Here is a 22,837-nt window from a genome sequence, read left to right as displayed (position 1 = left end):
GAACGGCGGCGTGTAAAGCCATCGGCTGTTGCCGCATGACCATGAGATACCGAACGACCCGGGCGGACGAAGCCGGCCTTCGCCAGCGCATGAGGGCGATCGCCCAGGAGCGCCGTCGCTTCGGCTAGCCACCTTGATGGCAGCGGCACGACGGATCCGCCCAACGGTGATGGCCAGCACCTTATCGGTGCAATGGGGAGAGCGGTGGCCTTCGTGGGTAAGGATTGCGGCGATCTCGTCGTCTGGGACACCGTCGCGGGCAAGCGCCAGCAGGCGCTCCCGCATCTCTGTACCTCGCGTCAATCTGGTGACGGAGTTGACGCTCATCTTCACCTCGAGCTCTGTCACGGCGCCTCCTCGCCAGACGATCCTGGCCAGGGCCAAGTCGTGCTCACCGCGGTCGAGCACGACCTTTTCGATGAGGCATCGCAACAACGCCTTGCGATGCGCAGCCATCTCTTCGAGTTCCTGGCTGGCGACGGACGTTGGGGTATCCCTGATCCCGATGGAGATTTTGGCCCTCAGCCCATCGATGCCCGCAAGACGCGGCTCTCCAATATCGTTCAGGAGACCGGCGCGAAGACGATCCATTATCTCTACAACTTCGGCGACAGCTGGGACCACGTGATCAAGCTTGAAAAGTGGTTCGACAACACGACAACGGAGGGACTTCCGTTCTTGCTCGAGGCCGCCGGCCGTTGTCCTCCGGAAGATGTCGGCGGTGCGTCAGGCTATGCCGAATACCTCGACGCCATCAGCGACCCCACCCATCCGGAGCACGAACATATGCGCCTCTGGGGCCCCGAGCAGTTCGATCCCAACGTCGTCGACCGGAAGGCGCTTGAGGCCGCTGTCAATGCGTTGTCCGACAATGGAAGCCGCGCCGGCGCACCACGCGCTCAAAATAGACATCAGGCGCCAATCAGATGGGCCTCAGAGCTACGCTTACACTGAAACGCACGTGCCGCCATTTACACGTAACGAGTCCGTCCACCCTCCCGTGCTCGTGTGACAACCTGCTCTTCTAAGAGCGGCGCTAATGCGAGACGCTAGATGTATCTTTTGTTCGGACCAAAGACGCTGAAGGTCGATCCCGGCGCCGGCATTGACGTCATCGTCTCCGGGCATTCCCACGTGCCGAAGATCAACACAGTCGGTGGCGTTCTCTATCTGACCCCCGGCAGCGCGTGACCCCGGCGCTTCAAGCTGCCGATCACACTTGCGACGCTCGAACTCACGCCTGATGGCAGCGACCGGAAATCCACGACCTTGGAGGCGAGTGAGTGTCGGCGGAGGGGGCGTCAATCCTTTTTGCCGGCTTTCGCCGAAGGGAAGCTCTACTTGCGCGGACGTTCTCGCTCACGCACGACGTCCTTTGCCCGCTTGTCAGACCTGAGCCCGAGGTAGACAGGCTGGCGCAGTTCGCCCTTACTCGTCCATTCCGCAAATTTGACCTCGGCAACCAACGAGGGCTTGACCCAGGTCGTGGCGGCTTCGTCCTTCACTTTGGCAGGGAACGGTGATTTCGGGGTCGTCAGCTTCACGAGCTTGGCGTGGAGGTCTTCCAGGACCTTGTGGCTGAAGCCGGTGCCAACATGTCCGATATAGCGCCATGTGTCGTCTTCCCGCACGGCGAGGACCAGGGCGCCGAAGTAGGGTCTTGTACGCCTCGGCGCCGTGAAGCCCGCGATCACCACTTCCTGCCGCTTTGCTGCCTTGATCTTCAGCCAATCCGCCGTCCGGCTTCCGGAGGCATACGCGCTGTCGGCACGCTTCGCCATGACGCCTTCCAGACCCTTCCGCTCGGCCTCGGCGAAGAATTTCGTGCCGCTCGCTTTGCGGTGACGGCTGAAGGTGATCAGCCGGTGACGCGGCAAGATCGCTTTCAGCCGTTCCTTGCGCTCGAGAAGAGGCTGTTTGCGCAAGTCAACTGTGTTCTGAAACATGAGATCGAAGGCGCAATACAGGAGCTTCGCTTCATGGCGCAGTGCGTTCTGAAGTAGCTGGAAATGCGAGACGCCGTCCTTTCCGATCGCGACGAGCTCGCCGTCGATCACGGCGTCGCCCTTCACGCCCTCCAGCGCTTTGGCGACCTCGATATAGTTGCGGCTGATGATCTTGCCGTTGCGGCTGTAGAGCGAAACCTTGCCCCGCCGGATTTCCGCGATCATCCGGAAGCCATCGTACTTATCCTCGAAAACCCAGTCGGGGTCGTCGAACGGCCCGTCGGTGAGCGTAGCGAGCATTGGCTGTAAGCGCTTGGGCAGGGTCGACGTCCGGCTCATTCAAGGGCCAATCCTTCAGTGCGTGTTGTGGAATGCAGGGACGGCACCTTATCGCTCGAGGTGGCCAGGGCCGGTTCGATAAAGCCGGGGAGAAGCGCCTTGCCGCCGAAAGCTGCCGGCCTATTACGCGCGAAACGCCACTGGAGAACTCTACGCTACAGCCGATTCAAATTGGCACAGTTCGAATCGTTCCGGAACCTGCGAATCCCTGTCGCGTTGCTTCCATGTCACAACAGGAGGCACCAATGGCGGGAGCGAAGAAGAGCAAGACGGCCCGTGGAAGGAAGCAGGACCGGGCGCGGGTGGCAGGCGGGCAGGACTACGAACTGCAGTACGAAGCAAAGAAGACCGGAAGGTCGGCGCCAGCGGTGAAGAAGGCCGTCAAAAAGGTTGGCAACGCGCGCAAGCGCGTGGAGAAACAGCTGGGCCGCTGAGGCGGAGTAGGGTCGGCGTCGGGGCCTAGCGCCGGTCCTCCTCGTCAGGAGGGCATTCTGGGCAGGTGTCACCAATCGAATCCAGCGCGTCGCGAACCGCGGCCTCCGCTTCTTGACGGGATACGTCTGCTGGCGGATCTCGACGGGCGATGTCGAAGGCCCGCTCTCGTGCATGGGGATCGGCGCGGTCCTGCATCCAACCGTGCTCGTCGCACTCGCGGATGGCGCCGGCTTCGTTCAGCACGTTGATCGCCCAGCCGCGCAGGGTGCGGATCGCCGGCCGTCTCTGCCTGGTCATCAGCATTGAAAGGTTCTCCCACGCTGAGACGAATCGTTTTATCGCCCAGACATTCCCCATCGCTAACACACGACTGGGATTCGGGTCGTGGGATCTCGTGGTTTTTCGAAGGCCGAATTTTCCGCCCGGCCAGATGCTAGGATGGGCAAGAACGAACTGAAGAAACCGTTTTCCGATGCTTCAGACGTCCGAGCTCAGGTGGTTGTTCCTTGCTGCGTTTTGCGCGTGCGGCTGTCGCCGCACCGGGCTCTCGTGAACCGAGCCGCGCAGCGTCTCGGCCTTGCGGCTTCGATCCCTCGCGCTCGAGCAGATCACGCCCTCGCGGGGCAGAAACGAAAAACCGGACCTTTATGCAGCAGCCACCTGCACAAAGGTCCGGCCTTATCTTAGCGTGCCGCGATACCAAACGGCTGCAAAGGACGCTTCATATCCTTTGGGAAGGTCTCGCTTTTCATCCGGGTTGCGACCCGGAGGCGGCAATAGATCAGTGCCGATACGACTACTTCTTTTTCTTTGAAGTTTTCTTCGCCACCTTCTTGGTGGCTGCCTTCGCGGTCTTCTTTGCCTTCTTCGCTTTCTTGGCCATGTCGTCCTCTGTAAGAATTGACTCTCAGTGAACATGCCCACGACGTGCATAGACATGCGCACGAGTGAGACACTATCACAAAAGCAAAATTGATACCAAGCAGACGTGAAGCCGCATTGAGTCGCTCGCCGGAGGCACTCGCCCTCGGGCCCGCCGTCATTGCATGCCGGCGTCGCTATCACTGCCCTTCGGGTCGGGTGCCTTCTTAACCGGTCTTCCGACTGCACTCGGTCCCGGGTCCCGCCGCTACGCGTCGGCGCTATGCTGACCCTCCTGCGGGTGCCTCTTTCGCCGCGTCCGCGAGGGGTCTTCGCTTTCGCTTCGCCCACAGGCCTCTCTTCCACAATTGTGAGACTGCTGTGAGAATGTCGGGCGGTTCTCGTATCATTGCCTGCATCACGTACGCTCAGGTTTTGGCGCGTGCGGCCAGGGCCACACCGGGCTCTCGTGAACCGAGCCGCGCAGCGTCTCGGCCTTGCGGCTTCGATCCCTCGCGCCAGAGCTTTGGTGCTCCTCGCCGGGGGCACTCGGGAAAGGGGCTCGCCTGCGGCGATCGCTATCACTGCCCCGTTCCCGGGTGCCGCTATTGAACCGGTCTCGTCGCTGCACTCGGACCCGCGTGCCCCTTCGGGTCGCTATGCTCACGCTCTCCGGGTGCCATTTTCCGTTGAGGCGATGCGCCCTTGGGCGCACGCCTGATCGGCTGCGGCCTAAGACAGATTGCGCTAGAAGCTGAGAGTAAGAGTGCAGGCTGGGTTTTTCCGTGACGGGTTACAAGCTGCGAGAGAGGCTCGCGGTGCCCGTCGCGGAGACCCGCGATGTCAAACCCTAATGCTTGCGCGCGCACTGGCCACGACCGGGCGAACCTCTATAGCGAAATCACCGACAAGATCATTGCCGAGCTTGAGGCCGGACGCCTCCCCTGGGTTCAGCCCTGGGGGACGGCCGCGGCGAAAGCGCCGCTGGCCATGCCGAAAAACGCGTCGACCAACCGGCAATACAGTGGGGTGAACATCCTCATCCTCTGGGGCGCCGTGATCGAGCGCGGATTTACAGGTCAAAGTTGGCTCACCTTTCGTCAGGCGCTCTCGCTCGGCGGCCACGTTCGCAAGGGAGAGCGCGGTACTACTGTTGTTTACGCAGATCGTTTCGTGCCGGATGACGAAAAGCGCCGCGCCGCCGAGACCGGTGAAGACGCGCAGGCGATTCCATTCCTCAAACGATTTACCGTTTTCAACGTCGATCAGTGCGCAGATCTGCCTGACGAGATTGCCACGGCTGCGCCGCCACCGCCGGCTGGCCTCATCGAACCCACGGTCGACGCCCTGGTCAAGGCCAGCGGAATTCCATTTCGAATTGGTGGAGATCGCGCATTCTACGCAACAGCCGAAGACTATGTTCAGGTCCCGCCGCCGCAGGCCTATTTCGAACCCATCAACTGGCACCGCACCGCGTTGCATGAACTCGGTCATGCCACCGGGCATCCCTCGCGCCTCAATCGCGACCAGAGCGGATCCTACGGTACGAAGAAATATGCCTTTGAAGAACTGGTCGCCGAGTTGAGTTCCGCATTCAGCTGCGCGTCGCTCGGGATCGTCCCGACCGTGCGCCATGCCGACTATATCGGCTCCTGGCTTGAAGTCCTGCGTGAAGACAGTCGGGCCATCGTGCGTGCCGCCTCACAGGCGAGCAAGGCCGCGGACTATTTGCTCGGTTTCGTTCCCGGGTCCATTGAGCCCGCATCGCTGGATTTGGCTGTCGCCGATCACGAGACGGCGTGATGCTTGGCCTGGTGGCTGCGCGAGAGTGAGAGGAGGGGAGGCTGTTCGCGACGGGTGGAAGCCGAGAGAGAGTCTCGCGGCCGCTCGTCGTGGAGAGCCAAAATGACGAAAGCCGTACAAAAGATCACGCTGTCGCCTTCCCGGGACATCCCCTTCAACAAACTCGTGCTCAGCCAGTCGAACGTTCGCCGCGTCAAGGCCGGTGTCTCGATCGAGCAGCTAGCCGAGAGCATCGCGCAGCGTACGCTTCTGCAAAGTCTGAGTGTCCGGGCCGTTGTTGATGCAGATGGCAACGAGACCGGCATGTTCGAGGTGCCAGCGGGCGGCAGGCGCTATCGCGCACTCGAGCTCCTGGTGAAGCAAAAACGCATGTCAAAGACGCAGGCAGTACCGTGCGTTGTGCGTGAAGGGGGTATCGCCGCGGACGATTCGGTGGCGGAGAACGATGAGCGGGTCGGCCTGCATCCGCTCGATCAGTTTCGGGCCTTCCAGACACTCCGCGATCTCGGCATGAGCGAGGAAGACATTGCCGCCCGCCATTTCGTGAACCCTGCAATTGTCAAGCAGCGCCTGCGGCTGGCGTCGGTGTCGCCGAAGCTGCATGAGGTGTATGCCGAAGACGGCATGACTCTCGAGCAGCTCATGGCGTTCTCGGTCACGGCCGATCACGCCCGCCAGGAGCAAGTCTGGGAGAATGTCAGCCGTTCCGGCTATGACGAGCCTTACCAGATCCGGCGCTTGCTCACCGAGAACACCGTACGCGGGTCCGATCGCCGCGCCCAATTTGTGGGCCTTGATGCCTATCAGAACGCGGGTGGTGGCGTTCTGCGGGATCTGTTCGAGCACGACGACGGCGGCTGGCTTCAGGACGTCGTGCTGCTCGACCGCCTCGTGACCGAAAAGCTCAAGGCCGAGGCTGAGACGATTGCGGCCGAAGGTTGGAAGTGGATATCGGTCGCCGTAGAGTTCTCCTACGGTCACACCCAAGGCCTACGAGAAATCGAAGGTAAACCTGTCGATCTCTCGCCTGAGGAGCGGGCCACAATCGATGCCTTGAACGCCGAGCAAGCCAAGCTTGAAACCGATTATCAGGATGCCGACGAATTGCCCGACGAGGTCGATCAGCGTCTCGGCGAAATCGAGTCGGCACTGGCGACATTCGAAGACCGGCCGATGCTTTATGATCAGTCGGAGATCGCCCGAGCCGGCGTCTTCATCAGCATCGATTCCGAAGGGCGCCTCTCCGTGGACCGGGGTTACGTCCGGCCAGAGGACGAGGTGCCGGCAGCCGATCCTAATGCCGAGCAAGGCGCCGATGCCTCGTCGACTGAAGGTCAAGGAGGGGGCTCTTCCGTCCAGCGCTCGGTCATAGCGGTCGCAGGTAGTGCTCCTGATGCTGAAGAAGATGATGAAGACGCGGCCAGGCCTCTGCCGGATCGGCTGATTATCGAGCTGACGGCGCATCGTACGCTGGCATTGCGGGATGCGCTGGCAGATAATCCAGCGATTGCGTTTCAGGCGGTACTGCATAACTTCGTGCTGACGGCCTTTTACCGGTTCGCATCGTCCGGGAGCTGTCTTGAGATCAGCCTTCGCACGCCGAACTTTCCCGCCCAAGCTCCGGGGCTGAGGGAAAGCGTCTCCGCCAAGGCCGTCGAGGCGCGGCATGAGGCCTGGAAGGCGCGGTTGCCGAAGAGCGAGAACGATCTCTGGGGTGCACTGTCAGCTCTTGATGGCGCTGCACAGGCATCATTGTTTGCCCACTGTGCATCATTTGCTGTCAACGCCGTCTATGAACCAGCCAATCGCTACAATCAGGGTCGCGTCTCCGCCCATGGCGTTCGCACGCGTCTCGACCAGGCTGATGTGCTGGCGCGCGCGGTCGGGCTCGACATGGTCCAGGCTGGCTGGCGACCGACCGTCGACAACTATCTCGGCCGGGTCACCAAGCCGCGTATTCTGGAAGCCGTGCGGGAAGCCAAGGGCGAGCCGTCGGCGCAACTGATCGACCATCTGAAGAAGGCCGACATGGCAAAGGAGGCCGAGCGCCTTCTGGATGGCTCGGGCTGGTTGCCGGAGCCGCTGCGTCTCGTCGATCCCGATGCGGCGCCAGTGGGACAGGAGGGCGAAGCGGGCCCGCTGCCCGAATTCCTCGCCGACGAGGAGGATCGGGAGAACGGCGGCGACGAAGATCCGCAACAGCTCGACGCGGCTGAGTGATCATCACAGAGCGGGACGGCTTTGGCCGTCTCCCGCGGTTGTTTGGGGACCGGTGCGCAGCGCTGGTCCCCATTCTTATTGGCGAGGCTTGAGAGGGAGAGTCGGGCCGGGAAGGGTTTGAGCCGTCGGGGTCAAGGGAGAGCGCCTGATGGTTCGCCCCCTTCCTGCTCTCCGAAAGAACCCTGCCATGACCGAATCTCTCGCCGCCAGCGCTGCCGCCGCGCCGCTCTCGATGCGCGCCGCTGCAAGTCTCACCTCCGCCGCCGTCCGGGCCGCGCGACAGCTTCTGACCGAGCTCGAACGCGGCCGGCGCATCGATGCCGGTGTTCTGCGTAGCGCCATAGAGGCCGCCTTCGGCGCCTCCGACGCGGCCGGGGTCTGGAACTGGAAGACCGCCTATGACGTCTGCGAGGCGGCAACAGTTCTGTTCCTTCGCAAGTTCGGCCCGGCCATGCGCGCCAAGGCCGGTTCGAGGGCCGCCATGCTGCCGATGCTTGCGCGAGTGACGGGTCTTCTCCCGACCCACACGCGGCGGTCCGAGAACAGCCAGGCGTTTCAGCAATTCTCGACGCCGATCCCGCTCGGGCTGGCCGCATCTACCGCAGCCGGAATTACGCCTGCCGATCGCGTTCTTGAGCCCTCCGCGGGGACTGGTTTGCTCGCCATCTTTGCCGAGCTCGCCGGCGGCGCCTTGGTGTTGAACGAGTTGGCCGAGGCCCGTGCGGGGCTGCTCGATCATCTGTTCACGGGCGTTAAGATCACGCGGTTCGATGCTGCTCAGATAAACGACCACCTCGAGGCGAGTGTCGCACCGAGCGTTGTTTTGATGAACCCGCCGTTCTCCGCGCTGGCGAATGTCGATCGGCGGATGGCGGATGCGGCCCTCCGCCACATCGCTTCGGCGCTCGCGCGTCTTTGCGATGGTGGACGCCTCGTCGCCATCACTGGCGCAAACTTCGCGCCGGATAACCCGGCATGGAGAGATGGCTTTGTGCAGCTCCAGGAGCGCGGGCAGGTGGTGTTTTCTGCGGCAGTCGACGGCGCCCTCTACGCGAAGCACGGAACACAAATCGACACACGGCTGCTTGTGATCGACAAGCTGCCCGCCGCAGATCCGAAGGTTTTTCCTGCCTCGCCGGGCATGGCGGCCGATGTCGCTACCTTGCTTGGCTGGGTGACCCAGCATGTGCCTCCACGGCTACCCGTCGCCGCGCCATCGGAGACCGCCGCCGGGCGGCCAGCGATGTTGCGATCGACCAGCGCCGTTGCACCGCGCTCATCGCCTTCTTCAATAACCGCTGCGCCAGATGGCGTCGAACTTGCTTACGAGGCGGTCGAATGGTCGCCGCCGGAATGCGCTCGGCTTTCCGATGCACTCTACGAGGAATACAGACTCCAATCGATCCGTATTCCCGGATCGTGCGCACATCCGACCAAGCTCGTGCAGTCGGCGGCAATGGCTTCCGTTGCGCCACCAAAGCCATCCTATCGTCCGCACCTGCCGGTCAATGTTATGGCAGACGGAGTTCTATCGGATGCCCAGCTCGAGAGCATCATCTATGCCGGTGAGGCGCATTCCGAGTTTCTCGGGGGCTCCTGGACAGTCGACGCGACCTTTGATGTTGTGGCCGCCGCGCGCGAGGACGCAGAGAATGCCGTCCGCTTTCGCCGCGGCTGGTTCTTGGGCGATGGCACCGGGGCGGGCAAGGGGCGGCAGGTCGCGGCGATCCTGCTCGACAACTGGCTCAAGGGCCGCCGCCGTGCGATCTGGATCAGCAAGTCCGACAAGCTGATCGAGGACGCGCAGCGCGATTGGTCCGCGCTCGGCATGGAGCGCCTGCTGGTTACGCCTCTTTCTCGCTTTCGCCAGGGCACCCCGATCCGGCTTGCGGAAGGCGTCCTATTTACCACCTACGCCACGCTACGGACCGACGAGCGTGGCGAAAAGCTTTCGCGCGTCAGGCAGATCGTCGAATGGTTGGGCTCCGACTTCGACGGAGTGATCATCTTCGACGAGAGCCATGCCATGCAGAATGCGGTCGGGGGCAAGGGCGAGCGCGGCGACCAGGCCGCCTCTCAGCAGGGTCGCGCAGGCCTTAGGCTTCAGCACGCCTTGCCCAATGCTCGCGTGGTTTATGTATCGGCGACGGGCGCCACCACGGTCCACAATCTCGCTTATACCCAACGCCTCGGCCTTTGGGGCGGCACTGACTTTCCGTTTGCCACGCGTGCGGAGTTCGTCGAAGCGATCGAGGAGGGCGGTGTCGCGGCCATGGAGGTGCTGGCGCGCGACCTCAAGGCGCTCGGACTCTATGCGGCCCGCTCGCTGTCTTACGAGGGCATCGAGTACGACTTGGTGGAGCACCAGCTGACGCCGGAGCAGGTTCGCATTTACGACGCCTATGCCGGTGCGTTCAGCGTGATCCATAACAACCTCGATGCGGCGATGCGAGCCGCCAACATCACAGGCGCAACGGGAACGCTGAACGGGCAGGCCAAATCTGCGGCACGGTCCGCCTTCGAAAGCGCGAAGCAGCGCTTCTTCGGTCACCTCCTGACCTCGATGAAGACGCCGTCGCTCATCCGATCGATCGAGAACGATCTTGAGGCTGGACACGCCGCGGTTATCCAGATCGTGTCGACGGGCGAAGCGCTGATGGAGCGCCGGCTCGCCGAGATCCCCACCGAAGAATGGGGCGACGTCCAGGTCGACATCACTCCGCGCGAGTATGTGCTCGACTATCTCGCCCATTCCTTTCCAGTCCAGCTCTACGAACCCTTCACCGACTCTGAAGGTAACCTCTGCTCCCGGCCTGTCTATCGCGACGGCCAGCCGGTCGAGAGCCGGGAGGCCGTTACGCGACGTGACCGCCTCATCGAGAAGCTTGCATCGCTACCGCCCGTACCCGGGGCACTGGATCAGATCATCCAGCGCTTCGGCACCGAACTGGTCGCAGAGGTGACGGGCCGCTCACGCCGCATTGTTCGCAAGGGCGACCGGCTGGTGGTCGAAAATCGAGCCGGTTCAGCCAACCTCGCCGACACCTCGGCCTTCATGGATGACGTCAAGCGCATCCTCGTGTTCTCCGACGCCGGGGGCACGGGGAGGAGCTACCACGCCGAACTGTCGGCTCGGAATCGCCGCCTGCGGGTCCATCACCTGCTCGAACCCGGCTGGAAGGCCGACGCCGCGATCCAGGGGCTCGGCCGGACCAACCGGACCAACCAGGCGCAGCCGCCCCTGTTTCGTCCGATTGCGACCGACGTGAAGGCCGAAAAGCGCTTTCTCAGCACCATTGCCCGCCGGCTCGACACGCTGGGGGCCATCACGCGCGGCCAACGCCAGACCGGAGGGCAGGGCCTGTTCCGGCCCGAGGACAACCTTGAAAGCCAGTACGGCCGCGACGCGTTGCGTCAGCTCTACACGCTGCTCGCGCGAGGCAAGGTCGACGGCTGCTCGCTCGAACGGTTCGAGGATGCGACCGGTCTGAAGCTCATGGATGCCAATGGACTCAGGGATGACCTGCCGCCGATCACGACCTTTCTGAACAGGTTATTGGCGCTCACCATCGACCTACAGAATGTGCTGTTCACCGCCTTCGAGCAACTTTTGACCGCTCGGATCGAAGGCGCGGTTGCATCCGGCACCTACGACGTGGGGTTGGAAACCCTCCGTGCCGAGAGCTTCGTCGTCACTGATCGGCGGACGATCTACGCCCATCCGGGGACCGGTGCCGAGACCCGGCTGCTCACGATCACGCAGCGCCAGCGCAATCATCCGGTGCGTCTGGATGACGCTCTTGCACGTCTTTCCGATCGTCAGGCCGTCCTGCTCGTCAATAAGCGCTCGGGAAGAGCCGCCGTGCAGGTCCCTGCGACGAGCGTCATGCTCGATGACGGCGAGATCGAGCGGCGCGTCCGTCTGATCCGGCCGATGGAGCAGCACAGGATCCCCCTAAGCGTGATGGCGGAAAGCCATTGGGTCGAGGCGGATCGTGAGCGCTTCGCCGTGGCCTGGCTGGCGGAGCTTGCCGAGGTGCCCGAGTTCACGGAAAGCACGATCCACGTCGTCGCAGGTTTGCTGCTCCCCATCTGGAAGCGGCTACCGAACGAATCGACCCGCGTCTATCGGCTCCAGACAGATGCGGGCGAACGCATCATCGGACGCAAGGTCTCGGCGGTCTGGGTCGCAAATGTCCTTGCGGCGGAGGCGCCTTCGCTGACGCCGGAGGCCGCATTTGCCGCGCTGATAGAGGGACGGACCGTCCTCGAACTCGCGGAGGGACTCCAGCTTCGCCGCGTCCGGGTGATGGGTGCATATCGCATCGAGCTGTCGGGATTCAACGACACGATGCGCGATCGTCTCTGGGCCTATGGCCTCTTCGGCGAAATTATCTCTTGGAAGCTGCGCATGTTCGTGCCCACGGACGCAAGTGGCGTCGAGATCCTGTCGAAGGTGCTCGACACCTATCCGGTGGCGCGCATCAGTGATCGGGAGGCCGCGTGATGCCCGGCGATGCCTCCGAATTGGCACGCCGCCTCGCGCGCGAGGCGGAGGCGGTGTGCCGACACTATCTCTCCAACGGTAAGCGGGCGGGGCGGTACTGGGTGGTCGGCGACGTTCACAACACCCGGGGCCGCTCGTTGTTCGTGCGGCTGCACGAATCGCCAAAGGGGCCCGCCGGCAAGTGGACCGATGCCGCGACCGGAGAACATGGTGATCTCCTCGACATTATCCGCGAAAGTATGGCGTTGCGAGACTTTCGTGAGGTGGCCGAGGAGGCGAAGCGCTTTCTGAAGCTGCCTCGTTCAGAGCTGCAATTCGCTCCGAAACCTATTCGTTCAGTCGCACCGGCCGGATCGCAGGAAGCCGCGCGTCGGCTCTTTTCGATATCCAGCCCGATTGAAGGGACATTAGCCGAGGCGTACTTACAGCGTCGCGGAATTGCTTGCATCAACCATGGTGGCAGCTTGCGCATCCATCCTCGTTGCTACTATCGACCGGACGAGCATTCGTCGACCGAAACCTGGCCGGCGATGATAGCCTCCGTCACCGACCTCCATAGGCGGATTACCGGCGTACACCGCACCTGGCTCGATCCAGACGGCTTTGATCGCGTGCGGCTCGGCAAGGCTCCGATCGAGACGCCACGACGCGCCATGGGCGACCTGCTCGGCAACGCCGTCCGTTTCGGCGTGGTCGATGACGTGCTTGCTGCCGGCGAGGGGATCGAGACCATGCTGTCGCTGCGCTACGTGCTGCCAACGTTGCCGATGGCGGCTGCGCTTTCGGCTAATCATCTCGCAGCCATGTCGCTGCCGTGTGGTCTGCGTCGGCTCTATATCGCCCGCGATGACGATGCTGCCGGAGATGCCGTACAGGCTATTCTCACCCAGCGCGCGGAAGAGGTCGGCATTGAAGCCATCCCGCTGTCGCCTCGGCTGGGCGACTTCAACGAAGATCTGCATATCTTCGGGATCGATGCCCTCCGGGCAGCGTTGCGGCTTCAGCTCGTACCAGAGGACGTCGTCCGCTTCCTGCATTCTCCGGCAGTAGCTGCGGAATAGCCCGTGCACTTCGATCGGGGTCGACAGCCCGGTCACGACGCGTCCAATGCCGGAGGAGCACGCGACCACGGCCTTCTAGAGGGCGATCGGACGGCAAGCGGCTTGGGCCGGCAATGGCTGCGTCAGGCTATTTTCCGCCGCCCGCCGGCGACGAGAATACACATTAGCCATCTAGCGAGCGCGCTTTGCATCGCGAAGCAAAATAGCCGGCCTCCGCCATCCTCCGCTGCCGCTGCGGCCCTCCGCTTCCGCCTACGCCCTCAGGGCTTCGGCGGACAAGCCGCTCCGGGTTCTGGCCCGCTCCGCCTGCCGTCTGAGTGATCGCCACGAAGGCCGCGATGGTCGCGGCCGATCCAGCAAAGGATCGCTCCATGACCGAGCACGACGACATCGAACCGCCGCACGCCGCATCTCCAACCGACCATGCTCTCACCGAATTGCAGCTCTTCGGCTATCGCGCCTTTGACGACGAGCCCGATCCACGGCCGCTTCCCGAGGGGAAGATCATCGCCGGCGCCGTCGCCGATATCTTTGACGCCCTGGTCGTAACGTTGAGCGACACACGGCTTGAACCGGACCTCGACGATCTGCTCTGGTCGACCGTCAACCTGTTCCATCGGGCCGTCGCCCGCGTTGGTCGCCAGCTAGACGATAACGAACAGGCGCAGCGGAAGAGCCAGCGCGAGCAGGACGGCTCCGAAGTTCGATCAGTCGAACTCGAGCGCGTCACGGCGGAAGGCATCACGCTGATTGAGCGTCGCAACTGCCTGGAACTCTTCCGTGACCAGGCCATCGAGCGCTTTGAGACTCACACCGGCTCATTCTGGCGCCCTCGATCGGGATCGCTGGTGAACCATCGTACGCTGACCGCTGCGATGATCGATTCCCGCGACTTCATTGCGGCCAAGCGCCGCACTGAGACCGAGGTCATGTTGCCGCCGGGTCCGAAGATCGCACTCACCGGCGGGCTCGACTTCAACGACCACCACCTCATCTGGGATCGTCTCGACAAAGTTCACGCCAAGCATCCCGACATGGTCCTGCTCCATGGTGGCTCTCCGAAGGGGGCTGAACTGATCGCCTCCAAATGGGCGACCACCCGCAAAGTGCCTCAGATCGCCTTCAAGCCCGATTGGACGAAACATGCCAAGGCGGCACCGTTCAAGCGCAACGATGCCATGCTCGAACTCCTGCCGATCGGTGTCATGCACTTCCCGGGCACGGGCATCCAGGACAACCTCGCCGACAAGGCGAAGCGGCTCGGCATCCCCGTCTGGAGGTTCGGCGGCGCGTGAGCGCCATCTTCCAGCCTCTAAACGGCGAAGCGGAGTTGCATGCGCCGCAACTCCGCCTCGTTTCGGACTCATATCCAGAGTTGCGCCGTGGTGGTGGTGGAAGGCGCGACTGGTAGATCTATGGACATGGAGCCACCACCATGCTCGCCCTTGGGCTCGTTCTCAACACACTCGGCATTGGCTTATTCTGCTGGGCAATCTTTGCGCTCGCTGTGTATGCCCTGCCGTTTTTCGTCGCACTAAGTATCGGGATGACGGCGCTTCACAGCGGCGCTGGTTTGATCGGTGCGCTGCTTATCGCAACAGCCGGCGGTGCGCTGACGCTCGTCCTCGGCCAGGTCGCCGTCGCTGTTACTCGGCCCTTGGCCTTGCGCATCGCGATCGCGACAGCATTCGCTGTTCCCGCCGCGGTCGCCGGCTATCATGTGGTATTCGCCGTGTCGCAGATCGGGGTGCCTTCGCTGACTTGGCGTGAGGTCTTCGCTTGCCTGGGCGCCGTTTGCGTTGGCGTTACGGCGTGGATGCGCTTGATCGCTTTGGCGGAGACCGCCCGTTCGAGCCGGATGGGGGTAGTGGAGAACCCGACCTAACCAGTTCTTACGGCCACATGGCCGGAGGGGGCGACCTTGTCCCCCTTCATCGTCGAAAAGGTGCGCGTAAACCGTCGCGTTGAACCGGGGAAGATCGAGACCTGAGCGCGGGAGCGGCAGTCATCCTCGGAGCTCCTCGATCAAGCCGCCGGCATTTCGGTTTGCCCACGCATCCGCGGCGGAGCGGTGTTAACCTCGATCCGTTCTTGGGAGACGATGCCGCCCTTTGCAGGAGATTGTTTCTCTTTCCCCGCTAAATCGTTCCGACCTCTTGTTCATCAAAACCGAGATAGCCACGCTTCTTCAGAGATTGTGGTTCAGCACGCGGACGCACGTGGCCTCGTTGATGGCTTGATCTGGCCGAAGACCGGCTTCGCCTCGATCGTCTGAGCCGCAACGCCGTTGATGCGACTTTCTTCCCCTGGGCTTCGCCCATTCCTCGCGAGACAAGAAAGTCGCCACAACGACGTCCTCCGCTGCGCTCCAGCCCGAGCGGGTGCGTCGCCGATCGTCCTCGGCCCTAGATCGCCATCGAGGCCGCGGTGGTCGCGGGCTCGAAACACAACAGGAGAAGTGACATGGCTAACATCGGTTCTTTCAAGAAGGTCGGCAACGAATTCCAGGGCGATATCGTGACCCTGAGCCTGAAGGCCAAGGGCGTCCGCATCGTCGCCGAGACCAACCGCTCCAACGACAACGCTCCCAGCCACCGCATCTATGTGGGCCGGGCGGAGATCGGCGCGGCCTGGTCGAAGCGCTCCGAAGAGGGCCGCGACTACCTCTCGCTCAAGCTCGATGACCCCTCGTTCAACGCGCCGATCTACGCGAACCTGCTCGACGACGAAGGCGGTGAAGGCTACACCCTGCTCTGGTCGCGGCCGCGCAAGACCGGCGACTAAGAGCGCCCGAGCAAGCCCCGTCCGGTCCGCCGGGCGGGGCGCTTCGCGGCAGGCCTGAGACGGCTTAGGATTTGCTAAGCCGCGCAGCCTTTTTGAGCAGGTCTCCCGGTTCGACTCCCAATGCTTCAGCAATTTGCCGAGCACGGTGACGCTTGCTGATACATCGACGCGCTCGATGGCTCCGACGTAACGCGCACATAAACCCCGCGCGCTCGCCCAATTTTTCCTGCGTCATCAGAGTTATCTCGCACGCGCCAAATGTGTGAACGAGCAGGGGCGCCTCTTGCGCGGACCCGACGCAAGAAGAACATCGTCGGCTGGCGACTTGCAGGAAGAACTATTTTCTTTTGCTAATCGGTGGTCATTCCGAAGCACCACGTGGCGCCAAACTAGGGTCCTCCTACAACTGCATCATTCATAACCATTGCGCTGCAATCCTTGTTAGCAGTGTGCAATGGGGCGGAAGCAATGCCTGAATTCGACTGGCGCTCGCCGGATTCCTACAAGAGCCTACAAGACGCGGAAGTCGCCGACATCGCCTAGGAATGTCTCCGCCGCAACGCAGACAATCGGCGTGAGTACGAGGCGATGATTGCCAACAGTCCGAACGGCGAAGTGACTCACGAATTCAGGAGGAAATAGGGCATCTGCTTTCGCCCATGACCCGCAGAGGTCGTTCGACGAGCAGATCATCTTTTGCGCGCCGGAGGTTCTAGCGGCGGTCGTTCGGGTGACGGTTGTCTTGACGGCCGATCTCGTATCGGCGCCTCAGCCATTGCTCGACCTTACAGCCGGTCAGGTGCGCCGCGCCGCCGACGGCTGGCATGCCGTGATGCGGATCGGTGCGGTAAATCACCGTGTTTGGTCCAAAGAGCCGCCGGTACTCGGCGTATCATACGCAGCCGAACTGCCGTTTGATGGCGATTTCGGCGCACGTGCCTATGCAGCCCGGCGGCTCTGGCGTGCAATCAATGGGCGCGCGCCAGGTCCGGCATTTCACACACGATCCAAACAGCGGCGCAAACCTCTGAGCGCGGCGATCCGCGCGCTCGATGCGCATAGCATCGGCGGCAGTTGTCGCATCATCGCCGAAGCGCTGCTCGGCAAAAACGTATCCCCGATCGCGCCTGGAAGACGCATGATCTGCGCAATCGAACGATCCGCTTGGTGCAAGGCGGTCTCGCGTTGATGCGCGGTGGTTACCGCAAACACCTCCGGCCCGGGCGCAAGGACGAGTAGCGCAGTTCTCAGGGGTGCCGAAAATCTTACCCTCAAGATTCGGCATCCCCCTCCGAGTTCTTGCTCCTCCATGATGACCGCACACACGCCGGCCTAGCCAAGCGTGGTGCGCTGTCCTCCTGGAGTTCTCAAATGCCCGATCCGATGGCCGGTCTTCCCGAGCGATTCCTGCGTACACCTGAGGCCGCGCGCTATCTTGGCCTGTCAGGCCGCACACTCGAAAAACACCGCACATATGGCACCGGGCCGACGTACCGGAAGATTGGCGGACGCGTCGTCTACGCCGTTGATGATCTGAAAGCCTGGGCCGATCTCGGCGCCAAGACGTCCACCTCCGACCCCGGGAAGGGGACGGTACTGCCGGCCAAGAAGCATCCCGCGCTGCGCCCGTATGCCGGCCAAGAGCGTCGCTGATTGTCGCGTGAGAGCAACGACCATGCGGCGCAAGCACCATTCCGAGCGCGAGCAGCTTGAGCTCTTTCGGGCCTTACCCGGCGATCTTGCACCCCGAGATGCACAGGATCTGATGGCTTATCCGTTCTTTTCCCTGGCAAAGACCAAGCGGATCGTGCCGATCGATTTCCGTGCCGGTGCGATCGCAATTCGTGTCGAAGCCGTGCCGGAACACGGCATGGCAACTATCTGGGATGCAGACGTCCTGATCTGGGCCGCGTCCCAGATCGTCGAAGCCCGTGACGCAGGCTTGAAGACCTCGCGCCTGATGGCTGCAACGCCTTACGAGATTTTGACGTTCGTGGGCCGCGGCACCAGCGCACGTGATTATGACCGCCTGAAGGCTGGTCTTGACAGGCTTCAGTCAACGACCGTGCTGACGTCGATCCGTCAGCCGACAGAACGACGACGGCATCGCTTCTCCTGGATTAACGAATGGAAGGAGACGGCCGATGCAAACGGCCGCCCATTTGGGATCGAGCTGATCCTGCCGGATTGGTTCTACGGTGGCGTCATCGACGACGCACTCGTGCTGACGATCGATCGCGCCTATTTCGAGCTGACGGGCGGACTTGAGCGGTGGCTTTATCGTCTTGTGCGCAAGCACGGAGGTCGGCAGGACAGCGGCTGGAGTTTTGACCTTGTGCACCTCCATGCCAAGTCCGGCATCATCTCACCGCTCAAGCATTTCGCTTACGACGTACGTCAGATCGTCCAGCGCCAGACATTGCCCGGCTATCAGCTCGTGCTCACGCGCGACCCGAACGGTGCCGAGCGGCTGAACTTCGCGCCTTTGACTGTTGATCCCTTAATGGCCCGCTTGCGTCGGCGTGCGCTCATTCCAAATTCGGAGGACAACCTGTGAATCAACTCGTGCTATCGGGGACCGCAGCCCTCGTGCTATCGGGGACGCGATCCTCGTGCTATCGGGGACCGGAATCGAGCCTAAGAGCTTGTTTATCCGCGCATTCCAGCTGCTCTAACTTTACTAACCAGAAATCCTTTGGATTTCTTCTAACGGTACAGGCCGAAAGCCGCGTTGGCGGCGGTCGGCAACGGCAGTCCGATAGGCCAGCCTGCCTTTGCAGGCCATACATACTCTCCACCCAGACCCAAGCTCACAGCTGCCAGATCCAGCATCAGGGAGCCGCGGCATGAGCACTTTCACGGAAGTGGAAGCGTTGTGGCTCGAGAGACGCATCGAAAACCGCGTTCGGTTCGGTCGTATCGTCAAGGAACGGAAGCTTGATCGCCACCGGCGTGTCCTCTCATTTGCGCCCGGAAGCATCTTTGCCTTCGTCCGTTGGAGCTCCAACGACTTTGGCAAGATCATTTCGCGGATCGACATCTTGCGCGCAGTCGCTCCGGGACAGCGCTGCTCGACCGTCCCTTATGTGGCACCCGGCGGAGAGATTTTGCTGCGTCTCTCAGGTTGGCCGAAGGTCGAGCGAGTGCTGCAGATGGTCGACGCCGTTGAGGCGCTCGGTATCGATCCAGCTGATGTCGCGCCTGATCATTGGCATCACGTTCATAACCGTCTGTCCGTCAACGAAAACCCACGCCCGTATACGAAAGCCCGCCATCAGGCCTGGCTTCATCGCCAAAAGGTGATGCGTTGATGAGCCGCCTAATGATCCTGGCCGCGACGATTGGAGTCGCTGCTGCGCTCATCGCAACGATGGTCCTGGAGCCGCTTCCGCTTTACATCTGGAACGCATCCGCGAGCGTGCCGATCGGTCTCTACCGCCTCCAACCCGCGGACCAATTCCAGGTCACTGAATTGGTCGCCGTGCAGCCGCCGGAGCCGCTCGCGACCTTCCTCGACCTTAACGGTTATTTGCCCATTGGCGTCCCCATGCTGAAGCGCGTGCTCGCCCTTCCTGGGCAGACCGTTTGCAGAACCGGCCTCACGATTTCGGTCGACGACGTCGCGGTGGGCGAGGCGAGGGATCGCGACGGACGCGGGCGGCCATTGCCGAAATGGCAGGGCTGCCGCGTCGTCGGCGACGGCGAGCTGTTTCTGATGAACTGGCAGTCCGACGACTCCCTGGATGGCCGATATTTTGGATTCTTGCCTGCGTCGGCGGTGATCGGCCGTGTGCTGCCCGTGTGGACGTGGGAGGAGTGATCGTGCGTGTTCCACGCTCTTATCCCGCCAATTCTCTGTTCGATCGATCGCGGGACCATTCCTCCGTCCCAACCAACGCTAGCAGGGCCGACGCGCGCGGCGGCAGTCCAGGGCGGCCGCATGGTCGGCGCGAAGCGGCTTTGCCCTGGACGGGCGCGAGCACGACGGCGTGCTTGGCTCGGTCGGGCGTGCGTGTTTGGGCTGTCGTGTCGCTGCTGCTTATTTTCGCTGCGTCGGACAGTGCTGCTCCAGCCCAGAGTGGATCAGTGTTAGCTCAAGCGGTTGCTCAGGCAAGCAACCCGTTTGCAGCTTTCGTCGACGAAGCCTCGAAGCGTTTTGCAATTCCGGTGAACTGGATCGGTTCGGTCATTAACATCGAAAGCGCTGGAGACGTGCACGCCAAGTCGCCAAAAGGCGCAATGGGCCTGATGCAGATTATGCCGGCGACTTGGGCGGAACTTCGCGAGCGCTACAATCTCGGGAACGACCCCTACGATCCGCACGACAACATTCTGGCCGGCACGGCTTACTTGCGCGAACTGCTCGATCGATATGGCTCGCCTGGGGTGTTTGCCGCGTACAACGCGGGACCATCTCGCTATGAAGAACATCTCGCAGGCGGCTCTCTGCCAGAGGAGACGCGAGCATACGTCGCAAAGCTTGCAAATCTGCTTGCTATCGAACTGCCGCCGAGATGGACGTCCAGCGGACAGTCATCAGCAACTGCGACGCTATTCGTCACGCGATCCGATCTCATGAAGACGCGCGATCGGCTGCTGGCGCTCATGCCCTCGAGCGGTGTCGCGACCGCAATCTCACAGCCCGATGTTTTGCTCATGGTCCCTCGGCCTATTGGCGTGTTCGTCCCTCGATCGGATTCGGGAGTATCGCAATGACCAGGTGTGCGAGTTCCCAAGCTGATGGCGTATGGGCGATGCCTTCGGCCCGCGCTCTACTCGTCGCTTCGCTCCTCACCGAGCCACCCTTCGGGTGGCTCGGCCCTTCGGGTAACGATCGCTATCGCAAGCGCTCGGAAGCAGTCGGGGCGTCGCGCGCTGGCTGCCGAGTCGCGGGGGCTCTTTCGGCAACCGGCGACCGGGAGACCACGACGGCAGCACGGGCACGGCGAGATAAAAGGGGCTCGCCGGTCGAACCGCAAGCCATTGGCATGGCTTGGGTTCTACCGTGCCGGCCGGTCGGGGCGCGTGCCGCGCCATGCGTTTTGAGCAATGTAATCAAGGACATTTTCGGCACCGTGTGCGCTTTTCCTCGTTGGGAGGTGATGCCGTGAGTGTAGGCGACAGCGAGCTCCGTATTCGGCCTGGGCGCATCCGCAGTACCCGCGCGCCGAAACCGAAGAGCTTCATCAACCAGGTGCTGCGGGTGGCGAAGAAAGCCGGACACACCTCGGGGCAGGCTGCGGCTGGAAGGCGCTCGGCGGCCTATGGGCGCTCGACGTTTGGCCGTGGGCGCCTCGCCTTTAGCCGCGCCAGATTGTTCAGCCCCACGCGGCGCGTTGTGGTGAAGGCACGCGTGGTTCGTCACAAAGGGCGGGCTTTCCGCTCAGCGCCACTGACCGCCCACCTCTCATATCTGAAGCGCGACGGCGTGACCCGGAGTGGTGAACGGGCCGAGATGTTCGATGAGGGCTGCGACCGCGCCGACAGCACTGCTTTCGCGGGACGGTGCAAGGACGACCGGCATCATTTCAGGTTCATTGTCTCGCCGGAGGACGCCGACGATATGACCGACCTCAGGGCTTTCACCCGCGACCTCGCCAGGCAGATGGAGACCGATCTCGGCACGCGGCTCGATTGGGTGGCTGTCGATCATTGGAATACCGACAACCCTCACGTCCATCTTCTCGTACGGGGAGTAGATGAAGAAGGGGCGGATCTCGTAATCTCCCGCGACTACATCAGCCAGGGTCTGCGCTCACGCGCCGAGGAATTGGTCGCCATCGAACTGGGTCCAAAACCGGAGCGCGAGATCCGCAATTCGCTGGAGAGGGAGGTCACGGCGGAGCGTTGGACCCGGCTCGATCGGGAGATCCGGCTGGCGGCTGACGAAACCGGCTATATCGACCTTCGCCCGGAGAACCCGGGCCAGTCCGATCCCGAGATCCGGCGCCTGATGGTCGGCCGCCTTCAACACCTGGAGAAAATGGGCCTTGCCACATCCGCCCTACCAGGGGAATGGACAGTAGGGCTCGAGGCCGAGCGGAGCTTGCGCGATCTCGGCATGCGCGGCGACATCATCAAGACCATGCACCGCGCCTTTACCGAGCTTGGCGAGGCGCGCGGCGTTGCCGACTTCGTCATCGAAGGTGGACAGCCGACGTCCCAAATTATTGGACGGCTGGTCGGCCGTGGATTGCACGACGAACTGACCGGCGAGGCCTACGCCCTGATCGACGGAACAGACGGACGTGCGCACCACGTGCGCTTCCGAGGCGTCGAGGCTTTCGAGCACGCACCGCCGATCGGCGGCATAGTCGAAGTCCGGCGCTTCGGTCAAGCTGGCGAGCCGCGGCCGACCATGGTGCTAGCAACCCGTTCCGATCTCGATCTCGGTGGGCAAGTCACGGCTAAAGGAGCGACCTGGCTCGACCACAGGCTGGTCGAACGCGACCCCGTGCCGCTCGCCATGGGCGGATTCGGCCGCGAGACCCGCGATGCCATGGAAGCCCGCACCGAGCATCTGATCCAGGAGGGCCTGGCGCGGCGGCAGGGCCAACGCATCATCTTGCAGCGCGATCTCCTGAACACGCTGCGCCGGCGAGAGCTGGATGAAGTGGCTGCAAAGGTCTCGGCCGGCAGCGGCCTGCCTCACGTGAACGCCGCCTCTGGGGAGCATGTGGCGGGCACGTATCGCCAGCGGCTGACGCTCACCTCAGGACGTATTGCCATGATCGACAATGGGCTAGGCTTCCAACTCGTGCCCTGGTCGCGCGAACTCGAAAAGAGGCTCGGCCAACACGTCACCGGCGTCGTGAAGGACGGCGGTGGCGTCGAATGGGGTTTTGGCCGCAAGCGCGACCTCGGCCTCTAGCAATCTCTCC

At 62.7% G+C, this 22,837-nt stretch carries 17 protein-coding genes and 3 pseudogenes; 18 read left to right on the top strand and 2 right to left on the bottom strand.

Annotation, left to right across the window (positions count from 1 at the left end):
• The 3 genes and pseudogenes from CVM73_RS11825 to CVM73_RS11810 all read left to right on the top strand — a co-directional run.
• A pseudogene (locus CVM73_RS11825) lies at window positions 1-125 on the top strand (IS3 family transposase); the annotation flags it as partial.
• A gap of 79 nt (window positions 126-204) precedes the next feature.
• The gene (locus tag CVM73_RS40895; protein WP_245452286.1) at window positions 205-954 is read left to right on the top strand and encodes a plasmid pRiA4b ORF-3 family protein; all 750 of its coding nucleotides are present in this window, start codon (window positions 205-207) and stop codon (window positions 952-954) included.
• 108 nt (window positions 955-1,062) lie between these two features.
• A pseudogene (locus tag CVM73_RS11810) lies at window positions 1,063-1,283 on the top strand (metallophosphoesterase family protein); the annotation flags it as partial.
• Between the two features lie 54 nt (window positions 1,284-1,337).
• Here the strand turns inward: CVM73_RS11810 and ligD are convergent.
• Window positions 1,338-2,285: a non-homologous end-joining DNA ligase gene (ligD, locus tag CVM73_RS11805; RefSeq protein ID WP_100232149.1), complete on the bottom strand. Its 948-nt coding sequence runs from the start codon at window positions 2,283-2,285 to the stop codon at window positions 1,338-1,340.
• Between the two features lie 245 nt (window positions 2,286-2,530).
• Between ligD and CVM73_RS11795 the strand changes: the two genes are divergently transcribed.
• Window positions 2,531-2,719, top strand: a complete 189-nt coding sequence (locus CVM73_RS11795; protein ID WP_100232170.1) for a DUF3606 domain-containing protein — start codon at window positions 2,531-2,533, stop codon at window positions 2,717-2,719.
• Window positions 2,720-2,744: 25 nt separating this feature from the next.
• On the opposite strand, the gene CVM73_RS11790 is transcribed toward CVM73_RS11795, so the two are convergent.
• Window positions 2,745-3,023: a hypothetical protein gene (locus CVM73_RS11790; RefSeq protein WP_100232169.1), complete on the bottom strand. Its 279-nt coding sequence runs from the start codon at window positions 3,021-3,023 to the stop codon at window positions 2,745-2,747.
• Window positions 3,024-4,421: 1,398 nt separating this feature from the next.
• Here CVM73_RS11790 and CVM73_RS11785 point away from each other — a divergent pair.
• From CVM73_RS11785 to CVM73_RS11705, 14 genes and pseudogenes are all read left to right on the top strand, one after another.
• The gene (locus CVM73_RS11785; RefSeq protein ID WP_100232148.1) at window positions 4,422-5,384 is read left to right on the top strand and encodes an ArdC family protein; all 963 of its coding nucleotides are present in this window, start codon (window positions 4,422-4,424) and stop codon (window positions 5,382-5,384) included.
• 102 nt (window positions 5,385-5,486) lie between these two features.
• On the top strand, window positions 5,487-7,604 hold the full coding sequence (locus tag CVM73_RS11780) for a ParB/RepB/Spo0J family partition protein (protein WP_100232147.1): 2,118 nt from the start codon (window positions 5,487-5,489) through the stop codon (window positions 7,602-7,604).
• Between the two features lie 187 nt (window positions 7,605-7,791).
• Complete coding sequence (locus CVM73_RS11775) at window positions 7,792-12,111, top strand: bifunctional class I SAM-dependent methyltransferase/DEAD/DEAH box helicase (protein WP_100232146.1); 4,320 nt, start codon at window positions 7,792-7,794, stop codon at window positions 12,109-12,111.
• Window positions 12,111-13,172 (top strand): DUF7146 domain-containing protein, encoded by a 1,062-nt coding sequence (locus tag CVM73_RS11770; protein ID WP_100232145.1) that lies wholly within the window; start codon window positions 12,111-12,113, stop codon window positions 13,170-13,172. Before CVM73_RS11775 ends, CVM73_RS11770 begins: the two co-directional genes overlap by 1 nt.
• A gap of 371 nt (window positions 13,173-13,543) precedes the next feature.
• Window positions 13,544-14,467: a DUF2493 domain-containing protein gene (locus CVM73_RS11765; RefSeq protein WP_100232168.1), complete on the top strand. Its 924-nt coding sequence runs from the start codon at window positions 13,544-13,546 to the stop codon at window positions 14,465-14,467.
• A gap of 140 nt (window positions 14,468-14,607) precedes the next feature.
• Window positions 14,608-15,057, top strand: a complete 450-nt coding sequence (locus CVM73_RS11760; RefSeq protein WP_100232144.1) for a hypothetical protein — start codon at window positions 14,608-14,610, stop codon at window positions 15,055-15,057.
• A 578-nt stretch (window positions 15,058-15,635) separates the two neighbouring features.
• Entirely contained in the window at window positions 15,636-15,956 is a 321-nt protein-coding gene (locus CVM73_RS11745; RefSeq protein WP_100232142.1) for a DUF736 domain-containing protein, read from the top strand.
• An 832-nt stretch (window positions 15,957-16,788) separates the two neighbouring features.
• Window positions 16,789-17,195, top strand: a pseudogene (locus CVM73_RS11735) (DUF2285 domain-containing protein).
• Window positions 17,196-17,327: 132 nt separating this feature from the next.
• Entirely contained in the window at window positions 17,328-17,609 is a 282-nt protein-coding gene (locus CVM73_RS11730; protein WP_100232141.1) for a helix-turn-helix transcriptional regulator, read from the top strand.
• A gap of 22 nt (window positions 17,610-17,631) precedes the next feature.
• Window positions 17,632-18,513 (top strand): replication initiator protein A, encoded by an 882-nt coding sequence (locus CVM73_RS11725; RefSeq protein ID WP_100232140.1) that lies wholly within the window; start codon window positions 17,632-17,634, stop codon window positions 18,511-18,513.
• Window positions 18,514-18,802: 289 nt separating this feature from the next.
• Window positions 18,803-19,267 carry a DUF2840 domain-containing protein gene (locus CVM73_RS11720; RefSeq protein ID WP_100232139.1) on the top strand — a complete coding sequence of 155 codons (465 nt, stop codon included), beginning with the start codon at window positions 18,803-18,805 and terminating at the stop codon, window positions 19,265-19,267.
• Window positions 19,268-19,278: 11 nt separating this feature from the next.
• A complete protein-coding gene (locus CVM73_RS11715) occupies window positions 19,279-19,776 on the top strand; it encodes a S26 family signal peptidase (protein ID WP_245452284.1) in 498 nt (165 codons plus the stop codon).
• Window positions 19,777-19,982: 206 nt separating this feature from the next.
• On the top strand, window positions 19,983-20,672 hold the full coding sequence (locus tag CVM73_RS11710; protein ID WP_100232167.1) for a lytic transglycosylase domain-containing protein: 690 nt from the start codon (window positions 19,983-19,985) through the stop codon (window positions 20,670-20,672).
• A gap of 391 nt (window positions 20,673-21,063) precedes the next feature.
• Entirely contained in the window at window positions 21,064-22,827 is a 1,764-nt protein-coding gene (locus tag CVM73_RS11705) for a relaxase/mobilization nuclease domain-containing protein (protein ID WP_100232166.1), read from the top strand.
• Window positions 22,828-22,837 lie beyond the last annotated feature (10 nt).

The organism is Bradyrhizobium forestalis (assembly GCF_002795245.1).
GTDB lineage: Bacteria > Pseudomonadota > Alphaproteobacteria > Rhizobiales > Xanthobacteraceae > Bradyrhizobium > Bradyrhizobium forestalis.
Note: the sequence above shows the minus strand (reverse complement) of the source record. Positions and strands in the feature narration are given on the sequence as shown.

Bases quoted from the DNA above. Each gene is read 5' to 3' on its own strand.
- CVM73_RS11715 (WP_245452284.1), top strand. From the start codon at position 19,279: ATGATCCTGGCCGCGACGATTGGAGTCGCTGCTGCGCTCATCGCAACG.
- CVM73_RS11725 (WP_100232140.1), top strand. From the start codon at position 17,632: ATGCGGCGCAAGCACCATTCCGAGCGCGAGCAGCTTGAGCTCTTTCGG.
- CVM73_RS11785 (WP_100232148.1), top strand. From the start codon at position 4,422: ATGTCAAACCCTAATGCTTGCGCGCGCACTGGCCACGACCGGGCGAAC.
- ligD (WP_100232149.1), bottom strand. From the start codon at position 2,285: ATGAGCCGGACGTCGACCCTGCCCAAGCGCTTACAGCCAATGCTCGCT.
- CVM73_RS11765 (WP_100232168.1), top strand. From the start codon at position 13,544: ATGACCGAGCACGACGACATCGAACCGCCGCACGCCGCATCTCCAACC.
- CVM73_RS11720 (WP_100232139.1), top strand. From the start codon at position 18,803: ATGAGCACTTTCACGGAAGTGGAAGCGTTGTGGCTCGAGAGACGCATC.
- CVM73_RS11770 (WP_100232145.1), top strand. From the start codon at position 12,111: ATGCCCGGCGATGCCTCCGAATTGGCACGCCGCCTCGCGCGCGAGGCG.
- CVM73_RS11780 (WP_100232147.1), top strand. From the start codon at position 5,487: ATGACGAAAGCCGTACAAAAGATCACGCTGTCGCCTTCCCGGGACATC.
- CVM73_RS11760 (WP_100232144.1), top strand. From the start codon at position 14,608: ATGCTCGCCCTTGGGCTCGTTCTCAACACACTCGGCATTGGCTTATTC.
- CVM73_RS11790 (WP_100232169.1), bottom strand. From the start codon at position 3,023: ATGCTGATGACCAGGCAGAGACGGCCGGCGATCCGCACCCTGCGCGGC.
- CVM73_RS11775 (WP_100232146.1), top strand. From the start codon at position 7,792: ATGACCGAATCTCTCGCCGCCAGCGCTGCCGCCGCGCCGCTCTCGATG.
- CVM73_RS11730 (WP_100232141.1), top strand. From the start codon at position 17,328: ATGCCCGATCCGATGGCCGGTCTTCCCGAGCGATTCCTGCGTACACCT.
- CVM73_RS11795 (WP_100232170.1), top strand. From the start codon at position 2,531: ATGGCGGGAGCGAAGAAGAGCAAGACGGCCCGTGGAAGGAAGCAGGAC.
- CVM73_RS11745 (WP_100232142.1), top strand. From the start codon at position 15,636: ATGGCTAACATCGGTTCTTTCAAGAAGGTCGGCAACGAATTCCAGGGC.